Source organism: Pseudomonas sp. BJa5 (genome assembly GCF_030272875.2).
Taxonomy (GTDB): domain Bacteria; phylum Pseudomonadota; class Gammaproteobacteria; order Pseudomonadales; family Pseudomonadaceae; genus Aquipseudomonas.
This window is the reverse complement of the sequence record NZ_JALRNG020000028.1, coordinates 1-25,325: the sequence shown is the minus strand read 5'-3', so window position 1 is coordinate 25,325 and position 25,325 is coordinate 1. Positions and strand designations below refer to the sequence as shown.

Genomic DNA, 25,325 nt, shown 5'->3' with positions numbered 1-25,325 from the left:
CAGGTGTAGGGGATGGGGTGCGCGACTTCAGCCGCGCTCGCCCAGCAGCCATTCGAGCTGGACTTCGTGCTGGCCACGGTCATCGGTGACGAAGACCGTGCCTTCGCTGATCATCACATCCCACTTGATCGAGCGCGGCATGTCGGTGGCCAGGGTTTCCAGCACGTCCTGGGGCACGGCGGCGATATTGAGGTTCTTCAGGCCCTTGACCGCATCGACCACCTTGTTCTGCCACACGCGCAGGCTGCCGTAGGCCAGCAGGCTGGTGCGCTCGGTACGGCGCGAGCACCAGGTCAGGCGCTCGGCATCGGGCTGGCCGACTTCGATCCAGTGCAGGATGCGGTCATCCAGGCTCTTCTCCCACAGGGCGGCTTCGTCCACATCCGACAGACCGCGCCCGAACGACAACTGCTCGTTGTACCACAGGGCGTAGGCCAGCAAACGAACGGCCATGCGCTCTTCGGTTTCCGAAGGGTGGCGGGCAATGGTCTGCTTGACGCTTTCGTACACACCGCGGTCAAGGTCGGTGAGGTTCAGTTCAAATTTGTAGGTCGTGGAAGGCTGGGCCATGGCGGGCTTCTTGCGGCAAGAAAAAGTCGCCCAGTCTAACCGATCCCTGCAATCCTTGCCCCGCGACAGTATCTGAGCGCGCCCGCCTGTGATAAAAACCCAGATTCCGACCCGCCGCCACGGATGCACCATGCCTACGCCAAGCAAACCTCTTGCCGGTCTTAAAGTCGTTGAACTCGGCACCCTGATCGCCGGCCCCTTCGCCTCTCGCATCTGCGCCGAGTTCGGCGCCCAGGTGATCAAGGTCGAGTCGCCCGACGGCGGCGATCCCTTGCGCAAATGGCGCAAGTTGTACGAAGGCACCTCGCTGTGGTGGTTCGTCCAGGCGCGCAACAAGCAGTCGCTGACCCTCAACCTCAAGCATCCCGAAGGCATCGAGATCCTCAAGAAACTGCTGGCCGATGCCGACATCCTGATCGAGAATTTTCGCCCAGGCGTGCTGGAAAAACTCGGCCTGGGCTGGGACACCCTGCACGCGCTGAACCCGAAACTGGTCATGGTGCGCCTATCCGGCTTCGGCCAGACCGGCCCGATGAAAGACCAGCCAGGCTTCGGTGCCGTCGGTGAATCCATGGGCGGGCTGCGCTACATCACCGGCTTCGAAGACCGCCCGCCGGTGCGTACCGGGATTTCCATCGGCGACTCCATCGCCGCGCTCTGGGGCGTGATCGGCGCCCTGATGGCCTTGCGTCATCGCGAGGTCAATGGCGGTGAAGGCCAGGTGGTGGACGTGGCCCTGTACGAGGCGATCTTCGCCATGATGGAAAGCATGGTCCCGGAGTTTGACGTGTTCGGCTTCATCCGCGAGCGCACCGGCAACATCATGCCGGGCATCACACCCTCGTCGATCCACACCAGCGCCGATGGCAAGCATGTGCAGATCGGCGCCAATGGCGATGCGATCTTCAAGCGCTTCATGCAGGCCATCGGGCGCCAGGACCTGGCCGAAGACCCGCAATTGGCCAGCAACGATGGTCGCGACCTGCGCCGCGACGAGCTCTACGGGGTCATCGACCGCTGGGCCGCCAGCGTACCGCTGGACGCACTGATGCAGGTGCTCAACGAGGCCCAGGTCCCGGCCAGCCGCATCTACAGTGCCGAGGACATGTTCAGCGACCCGCAGTTCCTGGCCCGGGAAATGTTCCTCCAGGCCAAACTGCCTGACGGCAAGCCGTTCAAGATGCCCGGTATCGTGCCCAAGCTGTCGCAGACGCCGGGCTCCACCGAGTGGGTCGGCCCGGAACTGGGCGAGCACACCGAACGCCTGCTCGGCGAACTAGGCTACGACGCCCCGGGCATCGCCCGCCTGCGCGAGCAGGGCGCCGTTTGATGCCTCGCACCTGACCTGTTCCGGCCCGCTGGTGGAGACTCGCGAATGACCAAGTGCAGTCGACGACTCGGCCCCTTGCTGGCCGCCCTGCTCTGCGCCTTGGCGCCGGGTGGCGCCTGGGCCAAGGAGCGATTGCTCTGGTTGTTGCGTGATCTGCCGCCGCTGACCATCTACGAAGGCGCGAGCAAGGGCCAGGGCGTGATCGATCACTTGCTGCCGATGTTGATCGACAACATGCCCGAGTACGAACACAGCATCATCCGCGTCAACCGCGCGCGGGGCATCCAGATGCTGCAGGAAGGCAGTTTGACCTGCGACCCGACCCTGCTGTGGACACCTGAACGGGCCCGTTACGTACACTTCTCGCAGCCAAGCCTGGGCATGCTCAGCAGCGGCCTGGTGATTCGCCAGCAGGATCAGGCCCTGGTGGCGCCCTACCTGAAGAACCAGCAGGTCGACCTGCCGGCACTGATGGCCAATACCCCGCTCAAGCTGGGCGTGGTGGCCGAGCGCAGTTACAGCCCGCCGGTGGACGCCCTGCTCAAGACCTTGCCCAATGACACCCTCAGCCGCCACTACGGCAACGACGCTGCGACCAACCTGCTGCAGATGCAGCAACTGGGGCGCCTGCAACTGTTGCTCGGCTACTGGCCCGAAGCCCGCTACATGATCCAGCAGCAAGGCTGGTCGAGCAGCGATTACCGGTTCTACCCCATCCAGGGGGTCGCGCGTTACCAGTTCATTCGCGTGGGCTGCGCCGACACGCCCCTGGGGCGCGAGGCGGTCAAGCATATCAATCAATTGCTGCAACCCTCGCGCCGCCAGACCCTGGCGGACCTCTACGCCCTGTGGCTCGACCCGGAGTTGCGTGATCAGTACCTGCAGGACAGCCGGCAGTTCTTCAGCGAACGCCTTTGAGCAGGCAAAAAAAACCCCGAACGTTGGGGAGGCCGCTCGGGGTTCAACACAAGTCCCGCAGGACTGCTCGTGACAGTCGAAGGGTGCAGGAGCAAAACACCCCACCACTGCCCGTATAGAATCTGATTGCCTGCAGTGCTAAAGGTTCCGTCATCAGTGCACGGTCTCTCTACTTGCAGGACGACTCAAGGCCAGCGCCAGTGCGCGCGCTGATCCAGCTGCAGAGCTCGGCCCCCGGCATGGGACGGGCGATGAAGTAGCCCTGCATCACCGGCCGCCCCAGGTCCTTGAGCGCCAGCAGATCATCGGCGCTCTCCACGCCCTCGACCACCACCTTCAGGTTCATGCGCCGGGCCATGATCAAGGCGCCCGCCACCACGGCGGCCTTCTTGCCGTCCTGGCCCATGCCACGGACGAACTCGCTGGGCAGTTTCAACTCACTGAACGGCAGTTCCAGCAAACGTTGCAGGTTGGACTCGCCCAGGCCGAAATCGTCGATGGACAGCTGGCAGCCCAGAATGCGCAAGTGCAGCAGTGCTTCGAGCTGCAGGTTGTCCAGGGTGCTGCCTTGCGTTTCGACCAGTTCCAGGGTCAGGTCGCTGGCCGGGACCTTGTGCCGCTCCAGCGCCGCGGTAATACGCTGGCGAAAATCGCTGCGGGCCAGCAATTTTGGCTCGATATTCACGGCCACAGGCAACGCCCGCCCCTTGGCCAGGCGATGCTGCGCACTGAGCGCCAGGGCCTGGTCCAACACATGCCAGCTGAGGATATCGAACAGGTTGGCGCGCTCGATCACCGGGAAAAACTGCGCCGGCGACAGCAGGCCGAGGGTGGGATGCTGCCAGCGCACCAGGGCTTCGACGCCGGCCAGCTTGCCGCCGAAACACACCTTGGGCTGGTAGTGCACCACCCACTGTGCCTTGCAGTCGGCCAGTTGCGCCGCCGAGAGAGCCAGCAACTGCGGATACTGTGGCTCCTGCGGCAACCGGGGCTCGATGGCCTCACCGTCGAGATAACGTCGCAACAGTTGCAGAAGCACCAGCGAGTTGGCCGGTTTCTGCAAGCAGCCCAGGACGTTCAGCCCCAACTGCCGGGCCAGCTCACCGACGCTATCGATCACGCACGGCTCGGCGCCACTGAGGATGATCAGCGCGGCGGCAAGGTCGTTGTCTGCCAGGTGACGGATCAGCGCCAAGCCATCGGTGCCGTCCATCTGCAGATCGCAAATGGCGATGTCGACCCGGCCACGTCGGGACAGCGTCTGGCAGGCGGCTTCGACGGACTCGGCCGTGAGCACATCGAACACCCCGTTGGCATTGAGCATCTGATGCAGGGCCATCAGTTGAAAGGGATGATCTTCAAGGACCAGAACAGTCAATGAATGCATGAACGCTTACCCCGGGCAGCTTCGACAACACGGGGGCCAGAGTAGGCAAGAATGCGCCGCTCACCTATCAGAAAAGTCCTAAAGATTGCCGATACTTTTATCAACGCCCCCAGGAAATCGGCCTTGAGTGCCGCCATCACCTGGGCTCGCCGGGTTTGATCCTGCAACCTCTGTAGGAGCGGGCTTGCCCCGCGATTGAGCACAACATCGCGATCGCGGGACAAGTCGAGTCGTCGCCCCGCCGCACCTGCAGAAAAAACAAAGCCCGTCAGAGACGGGCTTTGTCACAGGCCTGGCGCTCGATCAGAGCGGCTTGCCGCGGTTGCCATGCTGGCTGACGAAGGCCTGGACGGCTTTCAGGTCATTGGCCAGTACGGTGCACTTCTCTTCCCGGGCGAACAGGTCGCTCAGGTGCGCAGGCAGCTCCAGGTCCTTGCCGACACCGGCCTTCTCCACCGCCTCGGGGAACTTGACCGGGTGCGCGGTGCCCAGCACCACCATCGGGGTGTCCAGGCTGCGACGGCATTCGCGTGCGGCCTTGACGCCAATCGCGGTATGCGGGTCGAGCACTTCACCGGTCTGGGCGAAGACTTCGGCGATGGTCTCGCAGGTTTGCGCGTCATCGACGGCCAGCGAGTCGAACAGCTTGCGGGCTTCGGTCCAGCGGTCCTGTTCGACGCTGAAACCACCACCCTGCTTGAAGTTCTCCATCAGCCCGGCGATGGCCGCGCCGTTGCGACCGTGCAGGTCGAACAGCAGGCGCTCGAAGTTCGACGAGACCATGATGTCCATCGACGGCGACAGGGTGGCGTGCAGGGTTTCCTTGACGTACTGGTTGCCGCTCATGAAGCGGTGCAGGATGTCGTTACGGTTGGTGGCGACGATCAGCTGGCTGACCGGCAGGCCCATGTTGCGTGCCAGGTAGCCGGCGAAGATGTCGCCGAAGTTGCCGGTCGGCACCGAGAACGCCACCGAACGCGCCGGACCACCCAGCTGCAAGGCGGCATGGAAGTAGTAGACGATCTGGGCCATGATCCGCGCCCAGTTGATCGAGTTCACTGCCACCAGGCGAGTGCCCTTGAGGAAGCCCTGGTCGGCGAAGCTGGCCTTGACCATTTCCTGGCAGTCGTCGAAGTTGCCTTCGATGGCGATGTTGTGGATGTTGTCGCCGAAGATGGTGGTCATCTGCCGGCGCTGGACTTCCGACACGCGCTGGTGCGGGTGCAGGATGAAGATGTCGACGTTGTCGCAACGGCGGCAGCCTTCGATGGCCGCGGAACCGGTATCGCCACTGGTGGCGCCGATGATCACCACGCGCTCGCCACGCTTGGCCAGTACATGGTCGAGCAGGCGGCCGAGCAGTTGCAGGGCGAAGTCCTTGAACGCCAGGGTCGGGCCGTGGAACAGCTCCAGCACCCATTCGTTGCTGTTCAGCTGACGCAGCGGGGCGACCGCGGCGTGGGCGAACTCACCGTAGGTTTCTTCGAGGATCTTCTTGAAGTCGGTATCGGCGATGCTGCCGGTGACGAACGGGCGCATTACCCGGAATGCCAGCTCGTGGTACGGCAGGCCGGCCCAGGAAGCGATCTCTTCCTGGGTGAAACGCGGCAGGTTCTCCGGCACGTACAGGCCGCCGTCGCTGGCGAGGCCCGCCAGCAGGACGTCTTCGAAATTCAGGGCCGGTGCCTGGCCGCGGGTACTGATGTAACGCATGACCTATTCCTCTAACGCAAAGACTGCTCAGTTCAGTTGTTCGACGCGGATACGCACCACGCTGCCAATCACGTCCTGCAAGGCTTCCAGGGCGGTGATGGCGTCGTTCATGCGTTGCTCGAGCACACGGTGGGTGAGCAGGATCATTGGCACCAGGCCGTCCTGTTCCTCGACTTCCTTCTGCATGATCGACTCGATGTTGATGCCACGCTCCGACAGGATGCTGGCTACCTGGGCCAACACGCCCGGGTGATCCTTGGCCTGGATGCGCAGGTAGTAGGCACTTTCGCACGCTTCGATCGGCAGGATCGGGTGCGCCGACAGCGAGTCGGGCTGGAAGGCCAGGTGCGGCACACGGTTCTCCGGGTCGGAGGTCATGGCCCGGACCACGTCCACCAGGTCAGCCACCACTGACGAGGCGGTAGGCTCCATGCCGGCGCCCGCGCCGTAGAACAGGGTCGAACCGGCGGCGTCGCCGTTGACCATGACCGCGTTCATCACGCCGTTGACATTGGCCAGCAGGCGATCGGCCGGGATCAGGGTCGGGTGCACGCGCAGCTCGATGCCATTGGCGGTGCTGCGGGCCACGCCCAGGTGCTTGATGCGGTAGCCCAGAGCCTCGGCGTAGTTCACGTCGGCGGTGGTCAGCTGGGTGATGCCTTCGGTGTAGGCCTTGTCGAACTGCAGCGGGATACCGAAGGCGATGGACGCCAGGATGGTCAGCTTGTGCGCGGCATCGATGCCTTCGACGTCGAAGGTCGGGTCGGCTTCGGCGTAGCCCAGGGCCTGGGCTTCGGCCAGCACGTCGGGGAAGGCCCGGCCTTTTTCACGCATTTCGGTGAGGATGAAGTTGCCGGTGCCGTTGATGATCCCGGCCAGCCAGTTGATGCGGTTGGCCGAGAGGCCTTCGCGAATCGCCTTGATCACCGGGATGCCGCCGGCCACGGCCGCTTCGAAGGCGACGATGACGCCCTTCTCGCGGGCCTTGGCGAAGATTTCGTTGCCGTGCACGGCAATCAGCGCCTTGTTGGCGGTGACCACGTGCTTGCCGTTGTCGATGGCCTTGAGCACCAGCTCGCGGGCAATGGTGTAGCCGCCGATCAGTTCGATGACAATGTCGATTTCCGGGTTCGTTGCGACCTCGAACACATCAGCGGTAATGGGGGTACCGGTAATCTGGCAATTCGGGTTTGGCGAACGCATGGCAATCTGTGCCACTTCAATACCACGCCCGGCACGGCGGGCGATCTCCTCGGCGTTACGCTGAAGTACATTGAAGGTACCGCCACCGACGGTCCCCAACCCACAGATGCCTACTTTGACCGGTTTCACTGTGAACTCCCCATGAAACGACCGACCCTGGGCCGATCGTGAAAACAGCCGCCACCACCAGTGGCGGCTTGCGATTGAATTACTTGGCCAATGCCAGCTTGGCCACTTGCGGCGCCGGCTGGTAGCCCGGAATCACCTGGCCGTTCTCCAGGACAATGGCCGGCGTGCCGTTGACGCCGATCGACTGCCCCAGGGCGAACTGCTTGCTGACCGGGTTGGCACACTTGGCGGCCTTGATTTCCTTGCCGTCGATCATCTTGTCCAGGGCCGCCTTGCGGTCGCTGGAGCACCAGACTGCCTGCAACTGCTCATCACCCGACGACCCCAGGCCCTGGCGCGGGAAGGCGACGTAGCGCACTTCGATACCGCGACGGTTGAGCTCGGGCACTTCGGCGTGCAGCTTGTGGCAGTACGGGCAGGTGGTGTCGGTAAACACGGTGATGTGCGACTTGGTTTCGCCCTTGGCAGGATAAACCACCATCTCCGCCGCCGGAATGGCATTGATGGTCTTGGCGATGGCCTGACGCTCGGTTTTTTCGGTCAGGTTGACCGGCTTGCCGTCCTGGATCTGGAACAGGTAGCCCTGTACTACGAACTGACCGTCGGCGCTGGCGTACAACACGCGTCCGCCTTCGAGCTTGACTTCGTACAGGCCGTTCAACGGGCTGGCAGCAACGCTGTCGACCGGCACGCCCAGTTCCAGGGACTGCAGGGTCTTGCGGATCGCCTGCTCGGCGTTGTCGGCCGCGGCGGCAAAAGTACTGACCAACGCCAGGGCGGCGGTGGCGATAATCTGGGTCACGCGCATGGGAACTCCTGAAGGCGGGCAAAGGGCCGGTAGCGCAACGCACGTCCTTGAAAGGCGGCGATCGAACGGTCCTCGATGCAAACCGGTCAAGCCTACCACATCATTTCCGCGCAGACCGCCCCCGGGCGACACATGCAGTACGCGATCAGCCCCTTGGGTGATGACGGGCATGCAGCTCCTGCAAGCGCGCACGGGCGACATGGGTGTAGATCTGGGTAGTAGAGAGGTCGCTGTGGCCGAGCAGCATCTGCACCACCCGCAGGTCGGCGCCATGGTTGAGCAGGTGCGTGGCAAAGGCGTGGCGCAAGGTGTGTGGCGACAGGCTCTTGTCGATGCCGGCGACCATGGCCTGGTGCTTGATCCGGTGCCAGAACGTCTGGCGGGTCATCTGCTCGCCGCGCAGGCTGGGGAACAGCACATCGCTCGGGCGCCCGCCCAGCAGTTCGTTGCGCCCGTCCCGCAGGTAACGCTCCAGCCACACCACCGCCTCCTCGCCCATCGGCACCAGGCGCTCCTTGCTGCCCTTGCCCATCACCCGCAGCACACCCTGGCGCAGGTTGACCTGGTCGAGGGTCAGGCTCACCAGCTCGGTGACGCGCAAGCCGCAGGCATACAGGACTTCGAGCATGGCGCGGTCGCGCTGGCCGATCGGCTCGCCCAGGTCCGGCGCCTGCAACAGCGCTTCGACATCGGCCTCCGACAGGGATTTGGGCAATGGCCGCCCCAGTTGCGGCATCTCGACCTGCAAGGTCGGATCGACGCCGATCAGCTTTTCCCGCAGCAAATAGCGATAGAAGCCACGCACACCAGAGAGAAAACGTGCCGTGGAGCGCGGCTTGTAGCCCTGCTCCAGGCGCCAGGCAAGGTGATCGAGGATCAGCTCGCGCCCGGCAGCCGGTAACGCGATGGCCCGCTCCTGCAACCAGCCGTTGAACAGCGCCAGGTCACTGCGGTAGGACTCGCGGGTGTTGTCGGCCAGGCCTTTCTCCAGCCACAGGGCATCCAGGAATTGATCGATCAGGGGGTGTTCTAGGGCGGGCATGACAACTCGGTGGCGGACGACGAAAACCAATAATTGCCGCTAGTCTTCCACAACACGGTCGGCATAGGGAGCCCGAATGAACGAACAACAGATATTGCTGACCTTCGGTGGCATAGGTGCCGCCGCCCTCGCCTGCCAGTGGCTGGCCTGGCGCCTGAAACTGCCGGCGATCCTCTTTCTGCTGCTCAGCGGCATCCTTGCCGGCCCTATCCTCGGCTGGCTCGACCCCCAGGAACTGTTCGGCCCGCTGCTGATGCCGCTGGTATCACTGGCCGTGGCACTGATCCTGTTCGAAGGCAGCCTGACCCTGCACCTGTCGCAATGGCGCGAGATCGGCAGCGTCGTCCATCGCATGGTGACCCTGGGCGCCCTGTCGACCTGGGCGGTCATTACCCTGGCCACCCATTGGTTGCTCGGTTTCGACTGGCTGCTGGCGACCCTGTTCGGCAGCCTGACCCTGGTCACCGGCCCGACCGTAATCGTGCCCATGCTGCGGGTGGTGCGACCGAAAGCGACGATCGCCAACATCCTGCGCTGGGAAGGCATTGTCATCGACCCCATCGGCGCCCTGCTGGCGGTGGTGGTGTACAGCTTCATCATCGCCAGCGCCGAGGGTGATGGCCTGAGCCAGAGCCTGATGACCTTCGCCGGGGTCATCCTCTGCGGCACTGCCTTCGGTATTGTCGGCGGCTGGCTGCTCGGCCAGGTCATGCGCCGCCAGTGGCTGCCTGAATACCTGCACAACCTGGCCTCGCTGGCGGCGGTACTGGGAATTTTCATTGCCTCCGACCAGGTGATCCATGAGTCGGGGCTCTTGGCGGTCACGCTCATGGGCATGTGGCTGGCCAATATGAAGGGCGTGGATGTGCGGCAGATCCTGCACTTCAAGGAAAACCTCAGTGTGTTGCTGATCTCCGGACTGTTCATCCTCCTGGCCGCGCGCCTGGACCTGCACGCCATGCTGGGGCTGGGCCCGGCCGTGTTGGCCCTGCTGCTGGTGATCCAGTTGATCGCCCGCCCATTGAACATCGCGCTGTCGACCTGGGGTTCGCAACTGAGCTGGCGCGAGCGTGCCCTGCTGGGCTGGATCGCCCCACGCGGCATCGTTGCCGCGGCGGTGTCGGCGATTTTCGCCATTCGCCTGCACGAGGCCGGTCATCAAGGTGCGCTGCTGCTGGTGCCGCTGACCTTTGCCGTGATCATCGGCACCGTGGTGCTGCAAAGCGCCACGGCGCGCCCCCTGGCCCGTCTGCTGAAGGTCGCGGAACCGGCGCCCAGCGGCTTTCTGATCATCGGAGCCAACTCGCCGGCGCGAATGGTGGCCAAGGCGCTGCAACAACTCGATTGCCGGGTGCTGCTGGCCGACTCCAGCTGGGAAAACATCCGTGCCGCACGCATGGAGGGCTTGCCGACCTATTTTGGCCACCCGGCCTCGCAACATGCCGATGCGCATCTGGACCTGGTCGGGCTGGGGCATTTGCTGGGGTTGTCGCCGGCCGGTGAGCTCAACACCCTGGCCTGTACCCGTTTTCGTCATGATTTCGGCCATGCGCGGCTATTCGTCCTGGCCAGCGGGCTGGAAGCCCGCCGCAGTGACAAGCACCGGGCCAGTGACGAGCATCGCGGCCATGTGCTGGGTAGCCAGGCCCTGACCTATACGCAACTGGCCAACCAGATGATCGACGGCGCCGAACTGTACAGCACCCACCTGACCGACACCTTTGGCTGGGAGGACTACCAGACCCTGCATGGCGAACGTGCAAACTTGCTGTTCGCCCGCGATAGCAGTGGCTGGGTGCATGTGTTCGGACCTGACAGTGCGCTGAAGCCCGGGCCCGGGTGGACCCTGGTGGCGTTGATCCAGCCGGAACAGAGCCTGGATTGAAGGCCTCATCGCAGGCTTCGCCAGCTCCCACAGGGTTATCAGTCATTTGTGGGAGCTGGCGAAGCCTGCGATGAGGCCGGCCCTACCCTGCTCAGAACCCGGGCAGCACCGGCACCGGACGCTTGTCGTCATCGATGGCGACAAAACTGAACAGACCATGCATGGCCTTTTCACGGCTGTCGCAGCTCATGCTTTCGACAAACACTTCAACCTCGACCTTGAGGCTGGTGTTGCCTACGTTGGCCACCCGCGCCACCAGTTCGACGATGGAACCGGCGGCAATCGGGTGCTTGAAGTCGATCCGGTCGGTGGACACGGTCACCAGCGGCAAGCGGCAAAAGCGCGTAGCGGCGATGAACGACACTTCGTCCATCCAGGCCAGGGCGGTGCCGCCGAACAAGGTGTTGTGGTGGTTGGTGGTGGACGGGAACACCGCCTTGGTCACGCGGGTGACCGACAGTTGGGTGCGGCGTTCGATTTCCTGCTCTCTGGGGCTCATAAACTTCACATCGGGTACAAATTTCAGACAACAAAAAAGCAGCCCGAAGGCTGCTTTTTTCGCATGGCGGCCGCAGCCGCCGGTCAAACTGTCATCAGGACAGTTTTTCCTTGATGCGAGCGGCTTTACCGGACAGGTCGCGCAGGTAGTACAGCTTGGCTTTACGCACGTCACCACGACGTTTCACGGCCAGGCTGTCGATTTGCGGGCTGTAGGTCTGGAAAGTACGCTCGACGCCAACACCGTTGGAGATCTTGCGAACAGTGAAAGCACTGTTCAGACCACGGTTACGCTTGGCGATGACAACGCCTTCGAACGCCTGCAGACGCGAACGATCGCCTTCCTTCACTTTCACCTGAACGACGATGGTGTCGCCCGGGGCAAAGGTCGGGATCTCTTTGGACATCTGCTCAGCTTCGAGCTGCTGGATGATTTTGTTGGTCATGCTGTGCTCCTAAGGTAAATCTCTGATCTACCATCGATACGTTAACTATCGTCCCGCTCTCGGAGGTACTCCTCGAGCAGCTTCTTCTCTTCTCCAGAAAGTGAGCGACTTTCCAGAAGATCGGCGCGTCGTTCATAGGTCCGCCCAAGGGACTGCTGTAAACGCCATCGCCGGATGTGTGCATGGTTGCCACTAAGCAACACGTCGGGAACACGCTGATCCGCATACACCTCCGGTCGGGTGTAGTGCGGGCAATCGAGCAGACCATCGGTGAAGGAGTCTTCCTCCGCCGAGTCCGCATGCCCTAAAGCTCCGGGCAGCAGCCGCGTAACCGCATCGATCAGGACCATCGCCGGCAGCTCGCCGCCAGACAGTACATAGTCACCAATCGACCACTCTTCATCGACATGAGCCTCGATAAAGCGCTCGTCGATGCCTTCATAACGACCGGCTATCAGAATCAACGATTCGTGCTTCGCCAGGTCCTTGACCGCCGACTGAGTCAGCTTGCGGCCTTGTGGGCTCAGGTAGATCACCTTCGCCGCCTCTCCGGTTGCCTGCCTGGCATTCACCAGGGCGTCTTCCAGAGGCTTGATCTTCATCACCATGCCCGGACCACCGCCAAAAGGCCGATCATCCACCGTATGGTGGCGATCTGTGGTGTAGTCCCGCGGGTTCCAGCAGGTCAATTGCATCAACCCCTGTTTCACCGCGCGGCTGGTAATGCCGTACTCAGTGATGGCCGAGAACATCTCGGGGAACAACGTAATGACGTCTACACGAAGGCTCGCCATCGTTTAGAAGTCCGCGTCCCATTCCACCCTCATCTCGCCTGCAACCAGGTCGATCTTCAGCACGCATTGCTCCGTATAGGGCAACAGGCGCTCCCGATCATCCAGACTGCCCGCGCAGGGCTTGACCACCATTACATCGTTCGCGCCGGTCTCCAACAGGTGATCAATCGTGCCGAACAGCTGTTCGTCCTGATTGATGACTTTCAGACCCACCAACTGGTACCAGTAGTACTCGTCGACAGGCAGGTTGGGCAAAAGGCTCCGCGAGATGCAAATCTCATAACCGCTCAGAAGACGAGCTTCATCGCGATCGTCGAGGCCTTTGAGCTTGGCGACCAGATCCTTTTGAGTGGAACGGCCACTGACCAGCTCGACCTGTTTTACCTTCCCTTCGTGCCGAAGCGTCCAGTTACGGTAAGCCAACAGGTTTTCAATCGGATCGGTAAAGGAAAAGACCTTCACCTCGCCGCGAACGCCGTGAACCGAAAAAATCTTGCCGACAACGATCAGGTCGTCAGCCTTTTCTGGCGTCGCGTTCATCGTGCTCAGGCAGCAGCCTTGGCAGCTTGTTTCAGCAGTTGAGCAACGCGCTCGGACGGCTGTGCGCCAACGCTCAGCCAGTGAGCAACGCGGTCTTCTTTAACGGACAGACGAACTTCCTGGCCGCGAGCGATAGGGTTGAAGAAACCAACCTGCTCGATGTGCGAACCGGTAACCGGGTTACGCGAATCGGTAACGGTCAGGGTGTAGAATGGGCGCTTTTTGGAGCCGCCACGGGCAAGACGGATGGTAAGCATTGAACATCGTTCCTGTAGTCGGTGCTGCAAATCATAATGCACAGCGGGCACACGGGTGCCCGAAAGGCCGCATATTCTCAAGGAATACACGGACTTTTGCAAATGCCTTTTTGCGATGGGCAAAAGGCCTGCCTGCGGATCTGCGGTTTAAGCCGCCTTCAAACAAAGGCGGCGGTGTTCCCGCCTAAGCGGGGGTTCCGAGGATCGCCCCGTTACCGGGCCGACCCTGCGAATAGGGTTACAGCTTGGGCACGCCGCCGCCGGGCATCATGCCGCCCAGGCCGCGCATCATCTTGGCCATGCCGCCTTTGGCAGAAAACTTCTTCATCATCTTCTGCATCTGCTTGTGCTGCTTGATCAGGCGACCGATATCCTGCACCTGGGTACCCGAACCCAGGGCGATCCGGCGCTTGCGCGAACCGCTGATCAGCTCGGGGTCGCGGCGCTCGGCCGGGGTCATGGAGTTGATGATCGCCTCCATCTGCTTGAACTGTTTCTCGGCTGCGCCCTGGGCATTGCCCATCTGCGCCAGGTTGACCCCGCCGATGCTGGGCAGCTTGTCCATCAGGCCGCCGAGGCCGCCCATGTTCTTCATCTGTTGCAGCTGGTCACGGAAGTCTTCGAGGTCGAAGCCCTTGCCCTTCTTCAGCTTCTTGGCCAGTTTGTCGGCCTTTTCCTTGTCGAGGGTCTGCTCCGCCTGCTCGATCAGGCTGAGCACGTCGCCCATGCCCAGGATGCGCGAGGCGATGCGGTCCGGGTGGAAGGGTTCGAGCGCTTCGCTCTTCTCGCCCATACCGATGAACTTGATCGGCTTGCCGGTAATGGCCCGCACCGACAGCGCGGCACCACCACGGGCGTCACCGTCGACCTTGGTGAGGATCACACCGGTCAGCGGTAGCGCCTCGCCGAAGGCCTTGGCGGTGTTGGCGGCGTCCTGGCCGGTCATGGCGTCGACCACGAACAGGGTCTCGATCGGCTTGACCGCGGCGTGCAGGTCCTTGATCTCGCTCATCATCTCGGCGTCGATGTGCAGACGACCGGCGGTGTCGACGATGACCACGTCGATGAACTTGAGCTTGGCTTCGCGGATGGCCGCCTGGGCGATGGCCACCGGCTTCTGGGTGATATCGGACGGGAAGAAGGTCACGCCGATGTCGCCAGCCAGGGTTTCCAGCTGCTTGATCGCCGCCGGACGGTAGACGTCGGCCGACACCACCATCACCGACTTCTTCTTGCGCTCTTTAAGGAAGCGCGCCAGCTTGCCGGCGGTGGTGGTCTTGCCCGCACCCTGCAGACCTGCCATCAGCACCACGGCCGGTGGCGCTGCGTTCAGGGCCAGCTCTTCGTTGGCCGCGCCCATCATGTCTTCGAGCTCGGCCTGGACAATCTTCACGAATGCCTGGCCCGGGGTCAGGCTGCGCGACACCTCGGTGCCGACTGCACGCTCTTTGATCTTGTTGACGAAATCCTTGACCACCGGCAGAGCGACGTCAGCCTCGAGCAACGCCATGCGCACTTCACGCAGGGTGTCTTTGATGTTGTCTTCGGTCAGCTTGGCCTTGCCGGTGACATGGCGCAGCGTCTGTGACAGGCGGTCGGTCAGGTTTTCAAACATGGTGATCCTTTCGGGCTCTGTAGAACCGAGGTTTATCAGCTGCCTCGGCGTGTTCGACGGGCCTTGGGCAGGGGCAGGTCGGCGATTATAACGAAGACTGGAGCCAGCGCACACCTCGCCGTCGGCTGGCAGTCTTCCTTGGCGGGCGCGTTCTATGCCAAACTCGACTCCTTTCGGGCTTGCCTAACAGGACTTATGCTCCCCTTGTCACCCAGCTTGCTACCCAATCTGATCGCCGCCTGCCTGTATGCCGCCGCGACTTTCTATCAAGGCTCGCGCCTGGCCCAGGGCGCCAAGGCCGACAAACGCCTGCTCGGCCTGCTGGGCGCGCTGGCGGTCATCGCCCAGGGCACCGCGCTGTGCTGGCAGTTGCTCACGCCCCTGGGCCTGAGCCTGGACTTCTTCAGTGCCGCCAGCCTGATCGCCACGGCGGTGATCGCCCTGACCCTGCTGGCCTGCCTGCGCATTCCGGTGGAGAACCTGCTGCTGTTACTGTTCCCGCTGGGCATGGCCACGGCCCTGATCGCCCAGTTCGCGCCTTCGGGCACGGTGCCCTTGATCAACGAGGAGCCGGGCATCCTGGCGCATATCCTGCTGTCGATCCTGGCCTACGGGCTGTTCACCATCGCCGTGTTCCAGTCCTTGCTGGTGCTGGTGCAGGACCACCAGCTCAAGCACAAGCACCCCTCCGGGCTGATTCGCAACTTCCCGCCCCTGCAGACCATGGAAAGCCTGTTGTTCGGCTTTCTCTGGGCCGGCTGGGGGCTGTTGTCGCTGTCGCTGATTTCCGGCTGGCTGTTCCTCGACAACCTGTTCGCCCAGCACCTGGTACACAAGACCCTGCTGGCCTGCGTGGCCTGGATCGTCTTCGGTGTGCTGCTGTGGGGCCGCACCCGCCTCGGCTGGCGCGGTCACAAGGCGATCCGCTGGACCCTGGCCGGCTTCTGCCTGCTGATGCTGGCCTATTTCGGCAGCAAGCTGGTCCGCGAATTCATCCTGCATGTCTGACAGGCACAGGTAAATGGACGCCCTGCCCCTAGGCCCTTTACTCGGCGTACTGGCACTGGCCCTGCTCTGGTCGGCACTGTTCACTGCCGTGGATGCCGCCCAGCAGCAACTCAACGGCGCCCGGCGCAATGAGCAGACGGGCGAACACCCTGAACTGAAGGTCACCCCCCAGGCCTTGGTGCTCTGCTCGACCCTGGGCAAGCTGCTGGTGCTGGCCCTGGCCTGCCTGATGGGGCAGCGCCTCAGCGGCGAACATGGCTTCTGGCTGGCCGGCCTGGGCGCCGCCGCCCTGCTGCTGGTGCTGGCCGAGTACCTGCCGCGGCAACTGGCCCGACGTCATCCACAAACCTTCATCAGCCTGGGCAACAGCCTGCTCAGGGTGCCGCTCAAGGTGCTGCAACCCCTGGCCTGGCTGCTCGATGGCTGCGCCCGGGTACTGCTGCGCCCGTTCCGGATCCAGCCCCATGCCGTGGCTCTGCATGAGCAGGACGACGACAGCGCCGCCGAAGACGTGCCACAGGCCGATCAGCGCATGAACCTGCCCGAAAGCCTGCTGGCCCTGGACAAGATCACGGTCAACGACATCCTGGTGCCGCGCAACGAAGTCGACGGCATCAACCTCGACGACCCGATCGAGCAGATCATCGAGCAACTGATCATCAGCCGCCACACTCGCCTGCCGGTCTATCACAGCGATATCAACCAGGTCGAAGCGGTGCTCAACACCAAGCTGATCAGCCACCTGCTGCCCAAGGCGACCCTGACCCGCGAGGCCCTGCAGGCAGCCTGCTACGACCCCTATTTCGTCCCCGAGAGCACGCCCCTGCAACTGCAACTGCTCAACTTCCATAAGCAGCAGCGACGCATGGGCGTGGTCGTCGACGAGTACGGCGAAGTCCAGGGCATCGTCACCCTGGAAGACATTCTCGAAGAGATCGTCGGCGAATTCGAGGACGAGCACAGCCTCGACAACCCGCACATCCACCCCCAGGCCGACGGGCGCTATGTGATCGAAGGCAACGTGTCGATCCGCGAACTGAACCGCAGCCTGGGCTGGCACCTGCCCAGCGACGGCCCCAAGACCCTCAACGGCCTGGTCACCGAAGCCCTGGAGAGCATCCCGGCCAGTGCCGTGTGCCTGAAAATCGGCCGCTATCGCCTGGAAATCCTCGAAACCGAAGACAATTGTGCCAGCCGCATACTGGTCTGGACCGTGACTCGCTAGCTATACTCGGGTCACGCTTACCCAGCCCGGCCGTCTAGCCCGCTACCCGCAAGGCATTGCTCGGCCCGCCCGCACTACTGAATACCGCGCGCAATTCTGCACTGCTTCACACCCCGAACAGTGTTCGCGCCCGCCCTTATCCCCTATGGGCGTATGCTCAGTCACGCGACCAATAACAATTCGCTTCGCGTTTGCGTTGTCGGCTGCCCGTGCAGTCTGACCGCATCGCCCATGGAGCACTCGACTGTCAGGGATAATCGCATGACGACCAGCAGCACCTATTCTGAAACCACCCAGGCCAGTCCCGGCAACTCGCCGGCACGGGTGGCCACCGCCAGCTTCATCGGCACCGCCATCGAGTTCTACGACTTCTACGTATACGCCACGGCTGCCGCCCTGGTGATCGGCCCGGTGTTCTTCCCGCAGACCTCGGGCACCGCACAGATGCTCTCGGCCTTCCTTACCTTCGGCATCGCCTTCCTGGCCAGGCCCCTGGGTTCGGCGCTGTTCGGCCACTTCGGTGACCGCATCGGGCGCAAATCGACCCTGGTCGCCTCGCTGCTGCTGATGGGCGTGTGCACCACGCTGATCGGTGTGCTGCCAGGCTACGACAGCATCGGCGCCTGGGCACCGATCCTGCTGTGCGTGCTGCGTTTCGGCCAGGGCCTGGGCCTTGGCGGCGAATGGGGCGGCGCGGCCCTGCTGGCCACCGAGAACGCACCCAAGGACAAGCGCGCCTGGTTCGGCATGTTCCCGCAACTGGGCCCTTCGATTGGCTTCCTGGCTGCCAACGGCCTGTTCCTGACCCTGGCCATGGTCCTGACCGACGAGCAGTTCCGCAGCTGGGGCTGGCGCATTCCCTTCCTGCTCAGCGCGGCGCTGGTGATTGTTGGCCTGTACGTGCGCCTGAAGCTCGAAGAGACCCCGATCTTCGCCAAGGCCGTGGCGCGCCACGAGCGGGTGAAAATGCCGGTGGTCGAACTGTTCGCCCAGTACTGGATGCCGGTGCTGCTCGGCGCGGCGGCCATGGTGGTGTGCTACGCGCTGTTCTACATTTCCACGGTGTTCTCCTTGAGCTACGGGGTAAGCACGCTGGGCTACAGCCGCGAGACCTTCCTCGGCCTGCTGTGCTTTGCAGTACTGTTCATGGCCCTGGCCACTCCGCTGTCGGCCTGGCTCAGTGACCGCTACGGACGCAAGCCGGTGCTGATCGTCGGCGCGATCCTGGCGATTCTCTCGGGCTTTACCATGCAGCCGTTGCTGACCTCGGGCTCCACCGCCGGGGTGGCGCTGTTCCTGGCCATCGAGCTGTTTTTGATGGGGGTGACCTTCGCACCCATGGGCGCCTTGCTGCCTGAGCTGTTCCCGACCCATGTGCGCTACACCGGTGCGTCGGCGGCCTATAACCTGGGCGGCATCGTCGGGGCCTCGGCGGCACCGTTCTTCGCCCAGAAGCTGGTGGCGATGGGTGGGTTGAGCTGGGTAGGGGGCTATGTGTCGGCGGCGGCTGTGCTCAGCCTGATTGCCGTGCTGTGCCTGAAAGAGACCCGGCATTCGGATCTCTAGAAGCAATCGCGGGGCAAGCCCGCTCCCACAGGTCTGTGGGAGCGGGCTTGCCCCGCGATGAGGCGTATCACAATGTCAGGGTCAGGCGCTTGACCAGGGCTCCCGGCAAATGGCTCGAACTGGTCTGGCGCTGATCATAGGTGCTGGTCGACAGGATCAGCTCGCGCTCGCGGGTCAGGGCTTCCAGCTGTGAACCCAGCAGACTGTAGACGCTGTCGTCGAAGCGCATGGTGCTGACCGGCGCCTGGATCTGCCCGTCCTCGACCCAGAAGGTGGCGAAGCGGGTCAGGCCGGTCATGCGTGCCGCCGGCAGGTCGGAAAAGTTCAGGTACCAGAAGTTGCTGATGTACAGGCCGGTGCCCAGGCGCGCGAGGATGTCTGCCTGTGGCAGGTCACCGGCGGCCATGCTCAGGGCACAGGGCGACTCGTGGCCATCGGCGCCGTTGGCGCTGAGCTCGAACTCGGCGGCGCTACGGGCGCAGACCAGGCGATCGAGGCCGCGGCCCTGTTCGATCAGGCGCAGGTCGCTGCGCGGCGTGCCTTCATCGGAGAAGGCCGGGCTCAGCGAACCGCTGACCTGTTCGGCGATGCTGACGCCAGGGTGCAGGGTGGCATCGCCGGCGTACAGGCGTTGCAGAGGACTGTTCTTGGTCGCCAGGGCCTGGGCAGAGAAGCCGCCCCAGCAGAGCATGCCCATGATCTCGTCCATCGCCGCCGGGGCCAGGTAGGCGCGGTACTCGCCGGGCGCCAGGGTCTTGAGCGGGCGGCCGAGGTATTCCAGCTGTTCCCGGGCCTGGCGCAGGCGCAGGGCCAGGGCGTCGCTGTCCCAGCGCTGGCCGGCATAGTTGGCCTTCACCGCCTGGCCGTTGCTGTGGAACAGGCTCCAGTCGAAGTTGAAGCTGTTGGCCTGGTGCCAGCCGAAGGCGCCGAAGGAGCTGGCAAAGCCACGGCAGATCGGCCCGGCGGCGTAGATGCCGACCAGATCAAGCTGCCCGGCGCCTTGTTCGATCTGCGCCAGCACCTGGTCAACCTCGGGTAGCGGCTGGTCCTGCACGCTGTGGCTCTGCCAGGCGCTGTCGTCGAGTTGCAGGTAGGGGTCGGCCTCCAGTAGCGGCAGGGTCTGGCGTAGTTGCTCCAGCGCCTGGGTCAGGCGCAGCTGATCGACCTCGGGGTCATTGCCCAGGGTGAACTGCAGTTCGGCCTGGCGACCGTCCCGGACCAGCTTGAGCACGCAAGCGGCCTGCTGCACTTCACCGGCCTGACGTACCTTGGCATGGTTGAAACGGATGAACTGCGAGTGCTCGGCGCTGTAGCCCAGGGTGAAGTGCTCCGCTGCGCGGAGCTGCTCCTGGAGGCGCTCGACCAGGCGCTGGAAACTGTGCAAAGGGGTGGCAGCCATCAGGCGTCTCCTCCGAATACGTCGATCTGGCTGAATACGCAGGCGGGCGAGGCGTGGCCAACCCGCACCACCTGGTTCGGTTCGCCCTTGCCGCAGTTGGGCGTGCCCAGGACCTGGAAGGTGCTGGCGTCGCCGACGGCGCTGAGGTTGCCCCAGAAGCCTGCCGAAATACCCCGGTAGTTGGGGTTCTTGACCACGCCCTTGAGCTCGCCGTTCTCGATCAGCTGGCCCCATTCGCAGCCGAACTGGAACTTGTTGCGCGCGTCGTCGATGGACCAGGAGCGGTTGGTGCGCATCAGGATGCCGTGCTCGATGCCGTTGATCAGCTGCTCCAGGCTCTGGTCGCCCGGCTCGATGTTGAGGTTGGCCATGCGATCGATGGGCGCCCGGTTCCAGCCGCAGGCGCGGCTGTTGGCGACGCCGTCCAGGCCCGAGCGGAACTGCGACAGGGCGCCACCCAGAGGGCGCAGCAGCAAGCCGTCGCGGATCAGGAACTGCTTGTTGGCCTCGGTGCCGTCGTCGTCATGGCTGTAGCTGGCCAGCTCTTCGCGCAGGGTCGGGTCGAAGGTGACATTGAGCAGCTTCGAGCCGTATTGCAGGGTGCCGAAGTCGCTGGCCTTGACGAAGCTGGTGCCGGCGTAATTGCGCTCGTCACCGAGGATGCGGTCCATTTCCAGCGGGTGGCCGATGGATTCGTGGATCTGCAGCATCATCTGGTCGGGCATCAGCAACAGGTCGCGAACCCCGCTCGGGGTGTTGGGCGCCAGCAGCAGTTGCAGGGCCTGGTCGGCGACCTTGGCCCCGGCACTCACCAGGCCGCAGCGCTCGATCACATCCATGCCGCCTTGCTGGCCGAAATTCTCCCGGCCCAGGCTGCGGCTCTGGCTGTCCTGGCCATCGAAGGCAGTGGCCGTGAAGCCTGGGTAGATGAAGCGCTGGGCCTGGCGCAGCTCGGCGCCGGCGGTGTTCAGGTAGATCTGCTCGACGTGGCTGATGCCCAGGCTTGCCTGCCAGTTCACCAGTCGGCTGTCAGCGGGGACGCTGGCCGATTCGCGGGCCAGCAGGTCGAAACAGTCGGCCAGGGAGGCCACGGGTTGTTCGAGGTTCGGTGAGCAGTAGTCCATGCGAGCGCTGGCCACCGGTTGTTCACGCAGGTCGAGCAAGGCGCAGCGACCGATCTGCCGGGCCAGCGCCTCGGCGTGTTCCAGTGCGCGCTGCAGGCCGGCCTGGGACAGGTCGGCGGTGGCCGCATAGGCTTCAACGCCCTTGAGCCGGACCGTCAGCATCACCCCTTCGTCACGCTGGAGGAACGGTGGCTCGGCAACGTTCTTGCGTACAGAAAGGTGTTGCTGGGACTGCTGCACATGCCGCAGGGAAAAGAAGTCGGCATTGCTGCGCAGGGCGGCGAAGCGCTGGCGCAGCAAGGCGGTCATTTCGAACATGCAGGAACCTCCGTGAGTACGGTGGTTCCCCCTCAGAACCACTCGTCGTGCATGCCCAGGCAGGTGTCGTCGCGGGCCTCGAGCAATGCCAGGTCATTATGGCAGCCCGGCACTTCCCAGGTCAGGAAATAACGCGCGGCCTGCAACTTGCCCTGGTAGAAGTCCCGGTCCGCCGGATTGTCGCGGGCCAGGCCCTGTTCGGCGTGGATCGCCTGTTCCAGCCAGCGCCAGCCGATCACGCAGTGACCGAAGGCCTTGAGGTACAGCGCCGAATTGGCCAGGGCACTGTTGACCCGGCCCTGGGCCAGGTCGCCGAGCAATTCCAGGGTCACGCTTTGCAGGCGTACCTGCAACTGCTCCAGGGGCATGCGCAGGGGGTCCAGGCTGCTGAACTGGCAGGCACGCTCGCAGGTGCCGGCGGTCAGGCGCACCAGTTGCTTGAGCCCGGCGCCGCCATTCTGCGCCAGCTTGCGGCCGAGCAGGTCGAGCGACTGGATGCCGTGGGTGCCTTCGTGGATGGGGTTCAGGCGATTGTCGCGGTAATACTGCTCGACCGGGTACTCGCGGGTGTAGCCGTGGCCGCCGAGGATCTGGATCGCCAGTTCGTTGGCCTTGAGGCAGAACTCCGAAGGCCAGGACTTGACGATCGGGGTGAGCAGGTCGAGCAACTCGTGGGCCTGCTGGCGCTGGGCCTCGGTCTCGCCGCTCTGGGTGTCGTCGAACAGGCGCGCCGCATACAGGCCCAGGTCGAAGGCGCCTTCGACATAGGCTTTCTGCGCCAGCAGCATGCGCTTCACATCGCTGTGGCTGATGATCGGCACGGCGGCGGTGGCCGGGTCCTTGTTGTCCGGCAGGCGTCCCTGCGGGCGTTGCCGCGCGTACTCCAGCGAGTACAGGTAGCCGGCGTAGCCGAGCATCACCGCGCCCATGCCGACGCCGATGCGCGCCTCGTTCATCATCTGGAACATGCAGGCCAGGCCCTGGTGCGGCTTGCCGACGAGGTAGCCGACGCACTGGCCGTTGTCGCCGAAATTCAGCGCGGTCGAGGTGGTGCCGCGCCAGCCCATCTTGTGGAACAGACCGGCCAGCAGCACGTCGTTGCGCGGCCCGAGGCTGCCGTCGGCGTTGACCAGGTACTTGGGCACGGTGAACAGCGAGATGCCCTTCACCCCCGGTGGTGCGTCCGGCAGCTTGGCCAGGACCATGTGCACGATGTTCTCCGACAGCTCGTGGTCGCCGCCTGAAATGAAGATCTTGTTGCCACGCAGACGGTAGCTGCCATCGCCGGCCGGTTCGGCGCGGGTGCGGATGTCGGCCAGCGACGAGCCGGCGTGCGGCTCGGTCAGGGCCATGGTGCCGAAGTAACGGCCGTCGATCATCGGTTGCAGGAACAGGCGTTTCTGTTCGTCAGTGCCGAAGCTCTCGATCAGGTTGGCGGCGCCCATGGTCAGGAACGGGTAGGCCGTGGTGCCGGCGTTGGCGGCCTGGAAGTGGGCGAAGCAGGCCTGCGACAACAGGGTGGGCAACTGCATGCCGCCGACCTCGAAATCGCGGGTGGCGTTGAGAAAACCGGCTTCGAGGAAGGCATCGACGGCGGGTTTCACCTCGGGGATCAGGATCGCCTTGCCGTTCTCATAGCGCGGCTCGTGCTCGTCGTTCTTGCGGTTGTGCGGCGCGAAGTACTTCTCGGCGATGGTCCGGGCGGTGGTGAGCGCCGCGTCGAAGGTTTCGCGAGTGTGTTCGGCAAAACGCGGGCGTTGGGTGAGGGCCTCGGCGTCGAGCACTTCGTAGAGTTCGAAGGCCAGGTTGCGGGCGCTGAGCAGGGTCTCGGGCATGACGGCAGTCCGGTCGATGAGATCGGTCGAGTGTAGGAACGGGGTGCTGAGGTGACCAGCAAGATTGATGAGGGTGATAGCGAGGGACAGGTCCATGTCTGGACGCCATGCCGTTGGGAAATTTCATGCAGGTATCTGGGAAAGCATGCCTTGATGGCAGAAGGGCGAAAAATCTAATCAAGTTCCTTCGTAGTGTACGAGTACAAGGAAGGTCATCGTTGAGGTGGAGAGAGAAGAGTCCGCAGCGTCAACTTCAATTATGCTGGGCCGGCATGGATGGTTTTTATATTTTGTATTATCTGCAAGGCAGCCTTCGGCGAGGCGATGTGCCGTATCTCACTGATATAGACAATATTATTTTATTGGGATATAGCCACAGCGACTTTGCCATGGTCATGGGGGCAATGGGCTTGATCGCGCATTTTTCCGTCATCGTGACGTGTGTCTTGTTCGCTGTGGGTTGGAGAGTGGGCTGTTACTTGGCGATGGTGCAGATTCCATTTCGTGTTGTGTTTTTGATTCCTTCAATCTCCACGCTATTGCTTTGGCCCAGGTGGATTACAGATTATGTCCCTTGGTTCATGTTGGTAGTCGGCTCAGAAATAGTGAAAGTCTGGAGCTTGTGGTGGTTATCTCGGGTTAAGGGACGCAAGAGGGGTGGAGTAAGTGCTTCGCGGCCTTGAACGGTAATTTGTCCATGGGCTAATTGCAGGGCAGCATAACGATCTGCCGATCGTCATCAAGCTGGCGTTATTACCGGTCGCAGCGCCGTTGACGCTCAACGCGCACTCGTCCGCCAGGCACTCCAGGGCAATGGAGGTGTCGTCCGAGGGCAGGCCATGGACACGCTCACGTTGGCATTCCGAATATTCCTGCAACATGTACAGATTGGAACTACAGGATTTTTTGGCTGCGTCGGGGTTCTATGGGGGACTACTGCATCAGGACTTTTCCCATGTCTACAAGTACCCTTCCCCCGGCATCGAGCGATGACAATCGGCTAATAAGCCGTGAGCCGATGTTCTTTGTGGTTTCAATAAAAAAGCTGTTCATCATGACTTTCTTCACGTTGGGTCTGTACTCGTTTTACTGGTCCTGCCGTAATTGGATGTTTTATCGGCAAGCCACAGGAGAAAACGTCGACCCTGTCTGGCGAAGCCTGTTGAGCGTGTTTTCCTTTTACTTGTTGCTGAGTTTGGTTGACCGTCGGATTCGATCCACGGGGCGGCAATATGCATGGTCGCCAGCACTGTTGAGTGTGGGTGTTATGCTCGCGGCCGCGTCACCGTCAGTGCTGCTTCATATCAGTGAGCATACATATGGAAGGGTCCCGGTTTCGGAAGTACTGGTTGTACTGATTCCGCTGGGTGTTATGTGCTTCTGGATAATTGGTCGGGCTCAGCAAGCAATCAATTATTGCGAGTTCGATCCTGTGGGAAGGGGCAATACAGAGCTATCGATGACAGAGTTGGTCTGTGCGTTGCTGGGAGCGTTGTGTTGGGTGGCGTTGGTAATGATTGGGATTCTCAGTATGTTGTTAGGCATATTTGACTGGTGACGAGTTCAAGTGCGCTGAGTGATATGCAGGCTTGGCACGAAGGCGATTCGGGGCAAAAAGCATCGCGGGGGGAGCCCCCCCCAACACGGAGGGGCGGGGGTGCCCCCCCAGAAAAAAGCAGGGGGGGATAAAACCAGAATAAAAAAAAACCCCGTAA

At 63.0% G+C, this 25,325-nt stretch carries 23 protein-coding genes; 8 read left to right on the top strand and 15 right to left on the bottom strand.

All coding sequences use genetic code 11. The annotated features are described in order from the left end of the window. Positions 1–27: 27 nt before the first annotated feature. Positions 28–570: a YaeQ family protein gene (locus tag M2D63_RS16600; protein ID WP_285864032.1), complete on the bottom strand. Its 543-nt coding sequence runs from the start codon at positions 568–570 to the stop codon at positions 28–30. Positions 571–700: 130 nt separating this feature from the next. On the opposite strand from M2D63_RS16600, the gene M2D63_RS16595 reads away from it, so the two are divergent. Both M2D63_RS16595 and M2D63_RS16590 read left to right on the top strand, forming a co-directional pair. Beyond that, positions 701–1,900, top strand: a complete 1,200-nt coding sequence (locus M2D63_RS16595; RefSeq protein ID WP_285864031.1) for a CaiB/BaiF CoA-transferase family protein — start codon at positions 701–703, stop codon at positions 1,898–1,900. 45 nt (positions 1,901–1,945) lie between these two features. Then, positions 1,946–2,818: a TIGR02285 family protein gene (locus tag M2D63_RS16590; RefSeq protein WP_285864030.1), complete on the top strand. Its 873-nt coding sequence runs from the start codon at positions 1,946–1,948 to the stop codon at positions 2,816–2,818. 169 nt (positions 2,819–2,987) lie between these two features. Here the strand turns inward: M2D63_RS16590 and M2D63_RS16585 are convergent, their stop codons facing one another. From M2D63_RS16585 to xerD, 5 genes are all read right to left on the bottom strand, one after another. After that, a complete protein-coding gene (locus tag M2D63_RS16585; protein ID WP_285864029.1) occupies positions 2,988–4,205 on the bottom strand; it encodes an EAL domain-containing protein in 1,218 nt (405 codons plus the stop codon). A 303-nt stretch (positions 4,206–4,508) separates the two neighbouring features. Then, the gene (gene thrC, locus M2D63_RS16580) at positions 4,509–5,918 is read right to left on the bottom strand and encodes a threonine synthase (protein WP_285864028.1); all 1,410 of its coding nucleotides are present in this window, start codon (positions 5,916–5,918) and stop codon (positions 4,509–4,511) included. 27 nt (positions 5,919–5,945) lie between these two features. Continuing rightward, entirely contained in the window at positions 5,946–7,250 is a 1,305-nt protein-coding gene (locus M2D63_RS16575) for a homoserine dehydrogenase (RefSeq protein ID WP_285864027.1), read from the bottom strand. A gap of 79 nt (positions 7,251–7,329) precedes the next feature. Then, on the bottom strand, positions 7,330–8,058 hold the full coding sequence (dsbC, locus tag M2D63_RS16570) for a bifunctional protein-disulfide isomerase/oxidoreductase DsbC (RefSeq protein ID WP_285864026.1): 729 nt from the start codon (positions 8,056–8,058) through the stop codon (positions 7,330–7,332). A 145-nt stretch (positions 8,059–8,203) separates the two neighbouring features. Continuing rightward, positions 8,204–9,100: a site-specific tyrosine recombinase XerD gene (gene xerD, locus M2D63_RS16565; protein WP_285864025.1), complete on the bottom strand. Its 897-nt coding sequence runs from the start codon at positions 9,098–9,100 to the stop codon at positions 8,204–8,206. Positions 9,101–9,176: 76 nt separating this feature from the next. Between xerD and M2D63_RS16560 the strand changes: the two genes are divergently transcribed. Beyond that, entirely contained in the window at positions 9,177–10,985 is a 1,809-nt protein-coding gene (locus M2D63_RS16560) for a sodium:proton antiporter (RefSeq protein ID WP_285864024.1), read from the top strand. A gap of 91 nt (positions 10,986–11,076) precedes the next feature. Here M2D63_RS16560 and M2D63_RS16555 read toward each other — a convergent pair whose 3' ends face one another. From M2D63_RS16555 to ffh, 6 genes are all read right to left on the bottom strand, one after another. Then, entirely contained in the window at positions 11,077–11,484 is a 408-nt protein-coding gene (locus tag M2D63_RS16555; RefSeq protein WP_285864023.1) for an acyl-CoA thioesterase, read from the bottom strand. A gap of 94 nt (positions 11,485–11,578) precedes the next feature. Then, positions 11,579–11,929 (bottom strand): 50S ribosomal protein L19, encoded by a 351-nt coding sequence (gene rplS / locus M2D63_RS16550; RefSeq protein WP_133216976.1) that lies wholly within the window; start codon positions 11,927–11,929, stop codon positions 11,579–11,581. A gap of 41 nt (positions 11,930–11,970) precedes the next feature. Next, positions 11,971–12,723, bottom strand: a complete 753-nt coding sequence (gene trmD / locus M2D63_RS16545; protein ID WP_285864022.1) for a tRNA (guanosine(37)-N1)-methyltransferase TrmD — start codon at positions 12,721–12,723, stop codon at positions 11,971–11,973. A gap of 3 nt (positions 12,724–12,726) precedes the next feature. Further along, entirely contained in the window at positions 12,727–13,263 is a 537-nt protein-coding gene (gene rimM / locus M2D63_RS16540; protein ID WP_285864021.1) for a ribosome maturation factor RimM, read from the bottom strand. 5 nt (positions 13,264–13,268) lie between these two features. Next, positions 13,269–13,520, bottom strand: coding sequence for a 30S ribosomal protein S16 (gene rpsP, locus M2D63_RS16535; protein ID WP_038614163.1), 252 nt, complete (start codon positions 13,518–13,520; stop codon positions 13,269–13,271). Between the two features lie 238 nt (positions 13,521–13,758). Next, complete coding sequence (ffh, locus tag M2D63_RS16530; RefSeq protein ID WP_285864020.1) at positions 13,759–15,135, bottom strand: signal recognition particle protein; 1,377 nt, start codon at positions 15,133–15,135, stop codon at positions 13,759–13,761. A gap of 195 nt (positions 15,136–15,330) precedes the next feature. On the opposite strand from ffh, the gene M2D63_RS16525 reads away from it, so the two are divergent. From M2D63_RS16525 to M2D63_RS16515, 3 genes are all read left to right on the top strand, one after another. Next, positions 15,331–16,143 carry an inner membrane protein YpjD gene (locus M2D63_RS16525; protein WP_405310348.1) on the top strand — a complete coding sequence of 271 codons (813 nt, stop codon included), beginning with the start codon at positions 15,331–15,333 and terminating at the stop codon, positions 16,141–16,143. Positions 16,144–16,156: 13 nt separating this feature from the next. After that, a complete protein-coding gene (locus M2D63_RS16520; protein ID WP_285864018.1) occupies positions 16,157–17,368 on the top strand; it encodes a transporter associated domain-containing protein in 1,212 nt (403 codons plus the stop codon). A 261-nt stretch (positions 17,369–17,629) separates the two neighbouring features. Then, on the top strand, positions 17,630–18,934 hold the full coding sequence (locus M2D63_RS16515) for an MFS transporter (protein ID WP_285864017.1): 1,305 nt from the start codon (positions 17,630–17,632) through the stop codon (positions 18,932–18,934). Between the two features lie 67 nt (positions 18,935–19,001). Here the strand turns inward: M2D63_RS16515 and M2D63_RS16510 are convergent, their stop codons facing one another. From M2D63_RS16510 to M2D63_RS16500, 3 genes are read right to left on the bottom strand one after another with little or no spacing between them, the layout of a single operon-like run. After that, positions 19,002–20,333, bottom strand: a complete 1,332-nt coding sequence (locus tag M2D63_RS16510) for a TldD/PmbA family protein (protein ID WP_285864016.1) — start codon at positions 20,331–20,333, stop codon at positions 19,002–19,004. Continuing rightward, positions 20,333–21,775 (bottom strand): TldD/PmbA family protein, encoded by a 1,443-nt coding sequence (locus M2D63_RS16505; protein ID WP_285864015.1) that lies wholly within the window; start codon positions 21,773–21,775, stop codon positions 20,333–20,335. The genes M2D63_RS16510 and M2D63_RS16505 overlap by 1 nt, the downstream gene beginning before the upstream one ends. Before the next feature lie 32 nt (positions 21,776–21,807). Beyond that, a complete protein-coding gene (locus M2D63_RS16500) occupies positions 21,808–23,610 on the bottom strand; it encodes an acyl-CoA dehydrogenase (RefSeq protein WP_285864014.1) in 1,803 nt (600 codons plus the stop codon). Between the two features lie 272 nt (positions 23,611–23,882). Here M2D63_RS16500 and M2D63_RS16495 point away from each other — a divergent pair, with 272 nt between their 5' ends. Together M2D63_RS16495 and M2D63_RS16490 are read left to right on the top strand one after the other, a co-directional pair. Then, complete coding sequence (locus M2D63_RS16495) at positions 23,883–24,293, top strand: hypothetical protein (protein ID WP_285864013.1); 411 nt, start codon at positions 23,883–23,885, stop codon at positions 24,291–24,293. 272 nt (positions 24,294–24,565) lie between these two features. Further along, a complete protein-coding gene (locus tag M2D63_RS16490; RefSeq protein ID WP_285864012.1) occupies positions 24,566–25,168 on the top strand; it encodes a hypothetical protein in 603 nt (200 codons plus the stop codon). Positions 25,169–25,325: the final 157 nt, after the last annotated feature.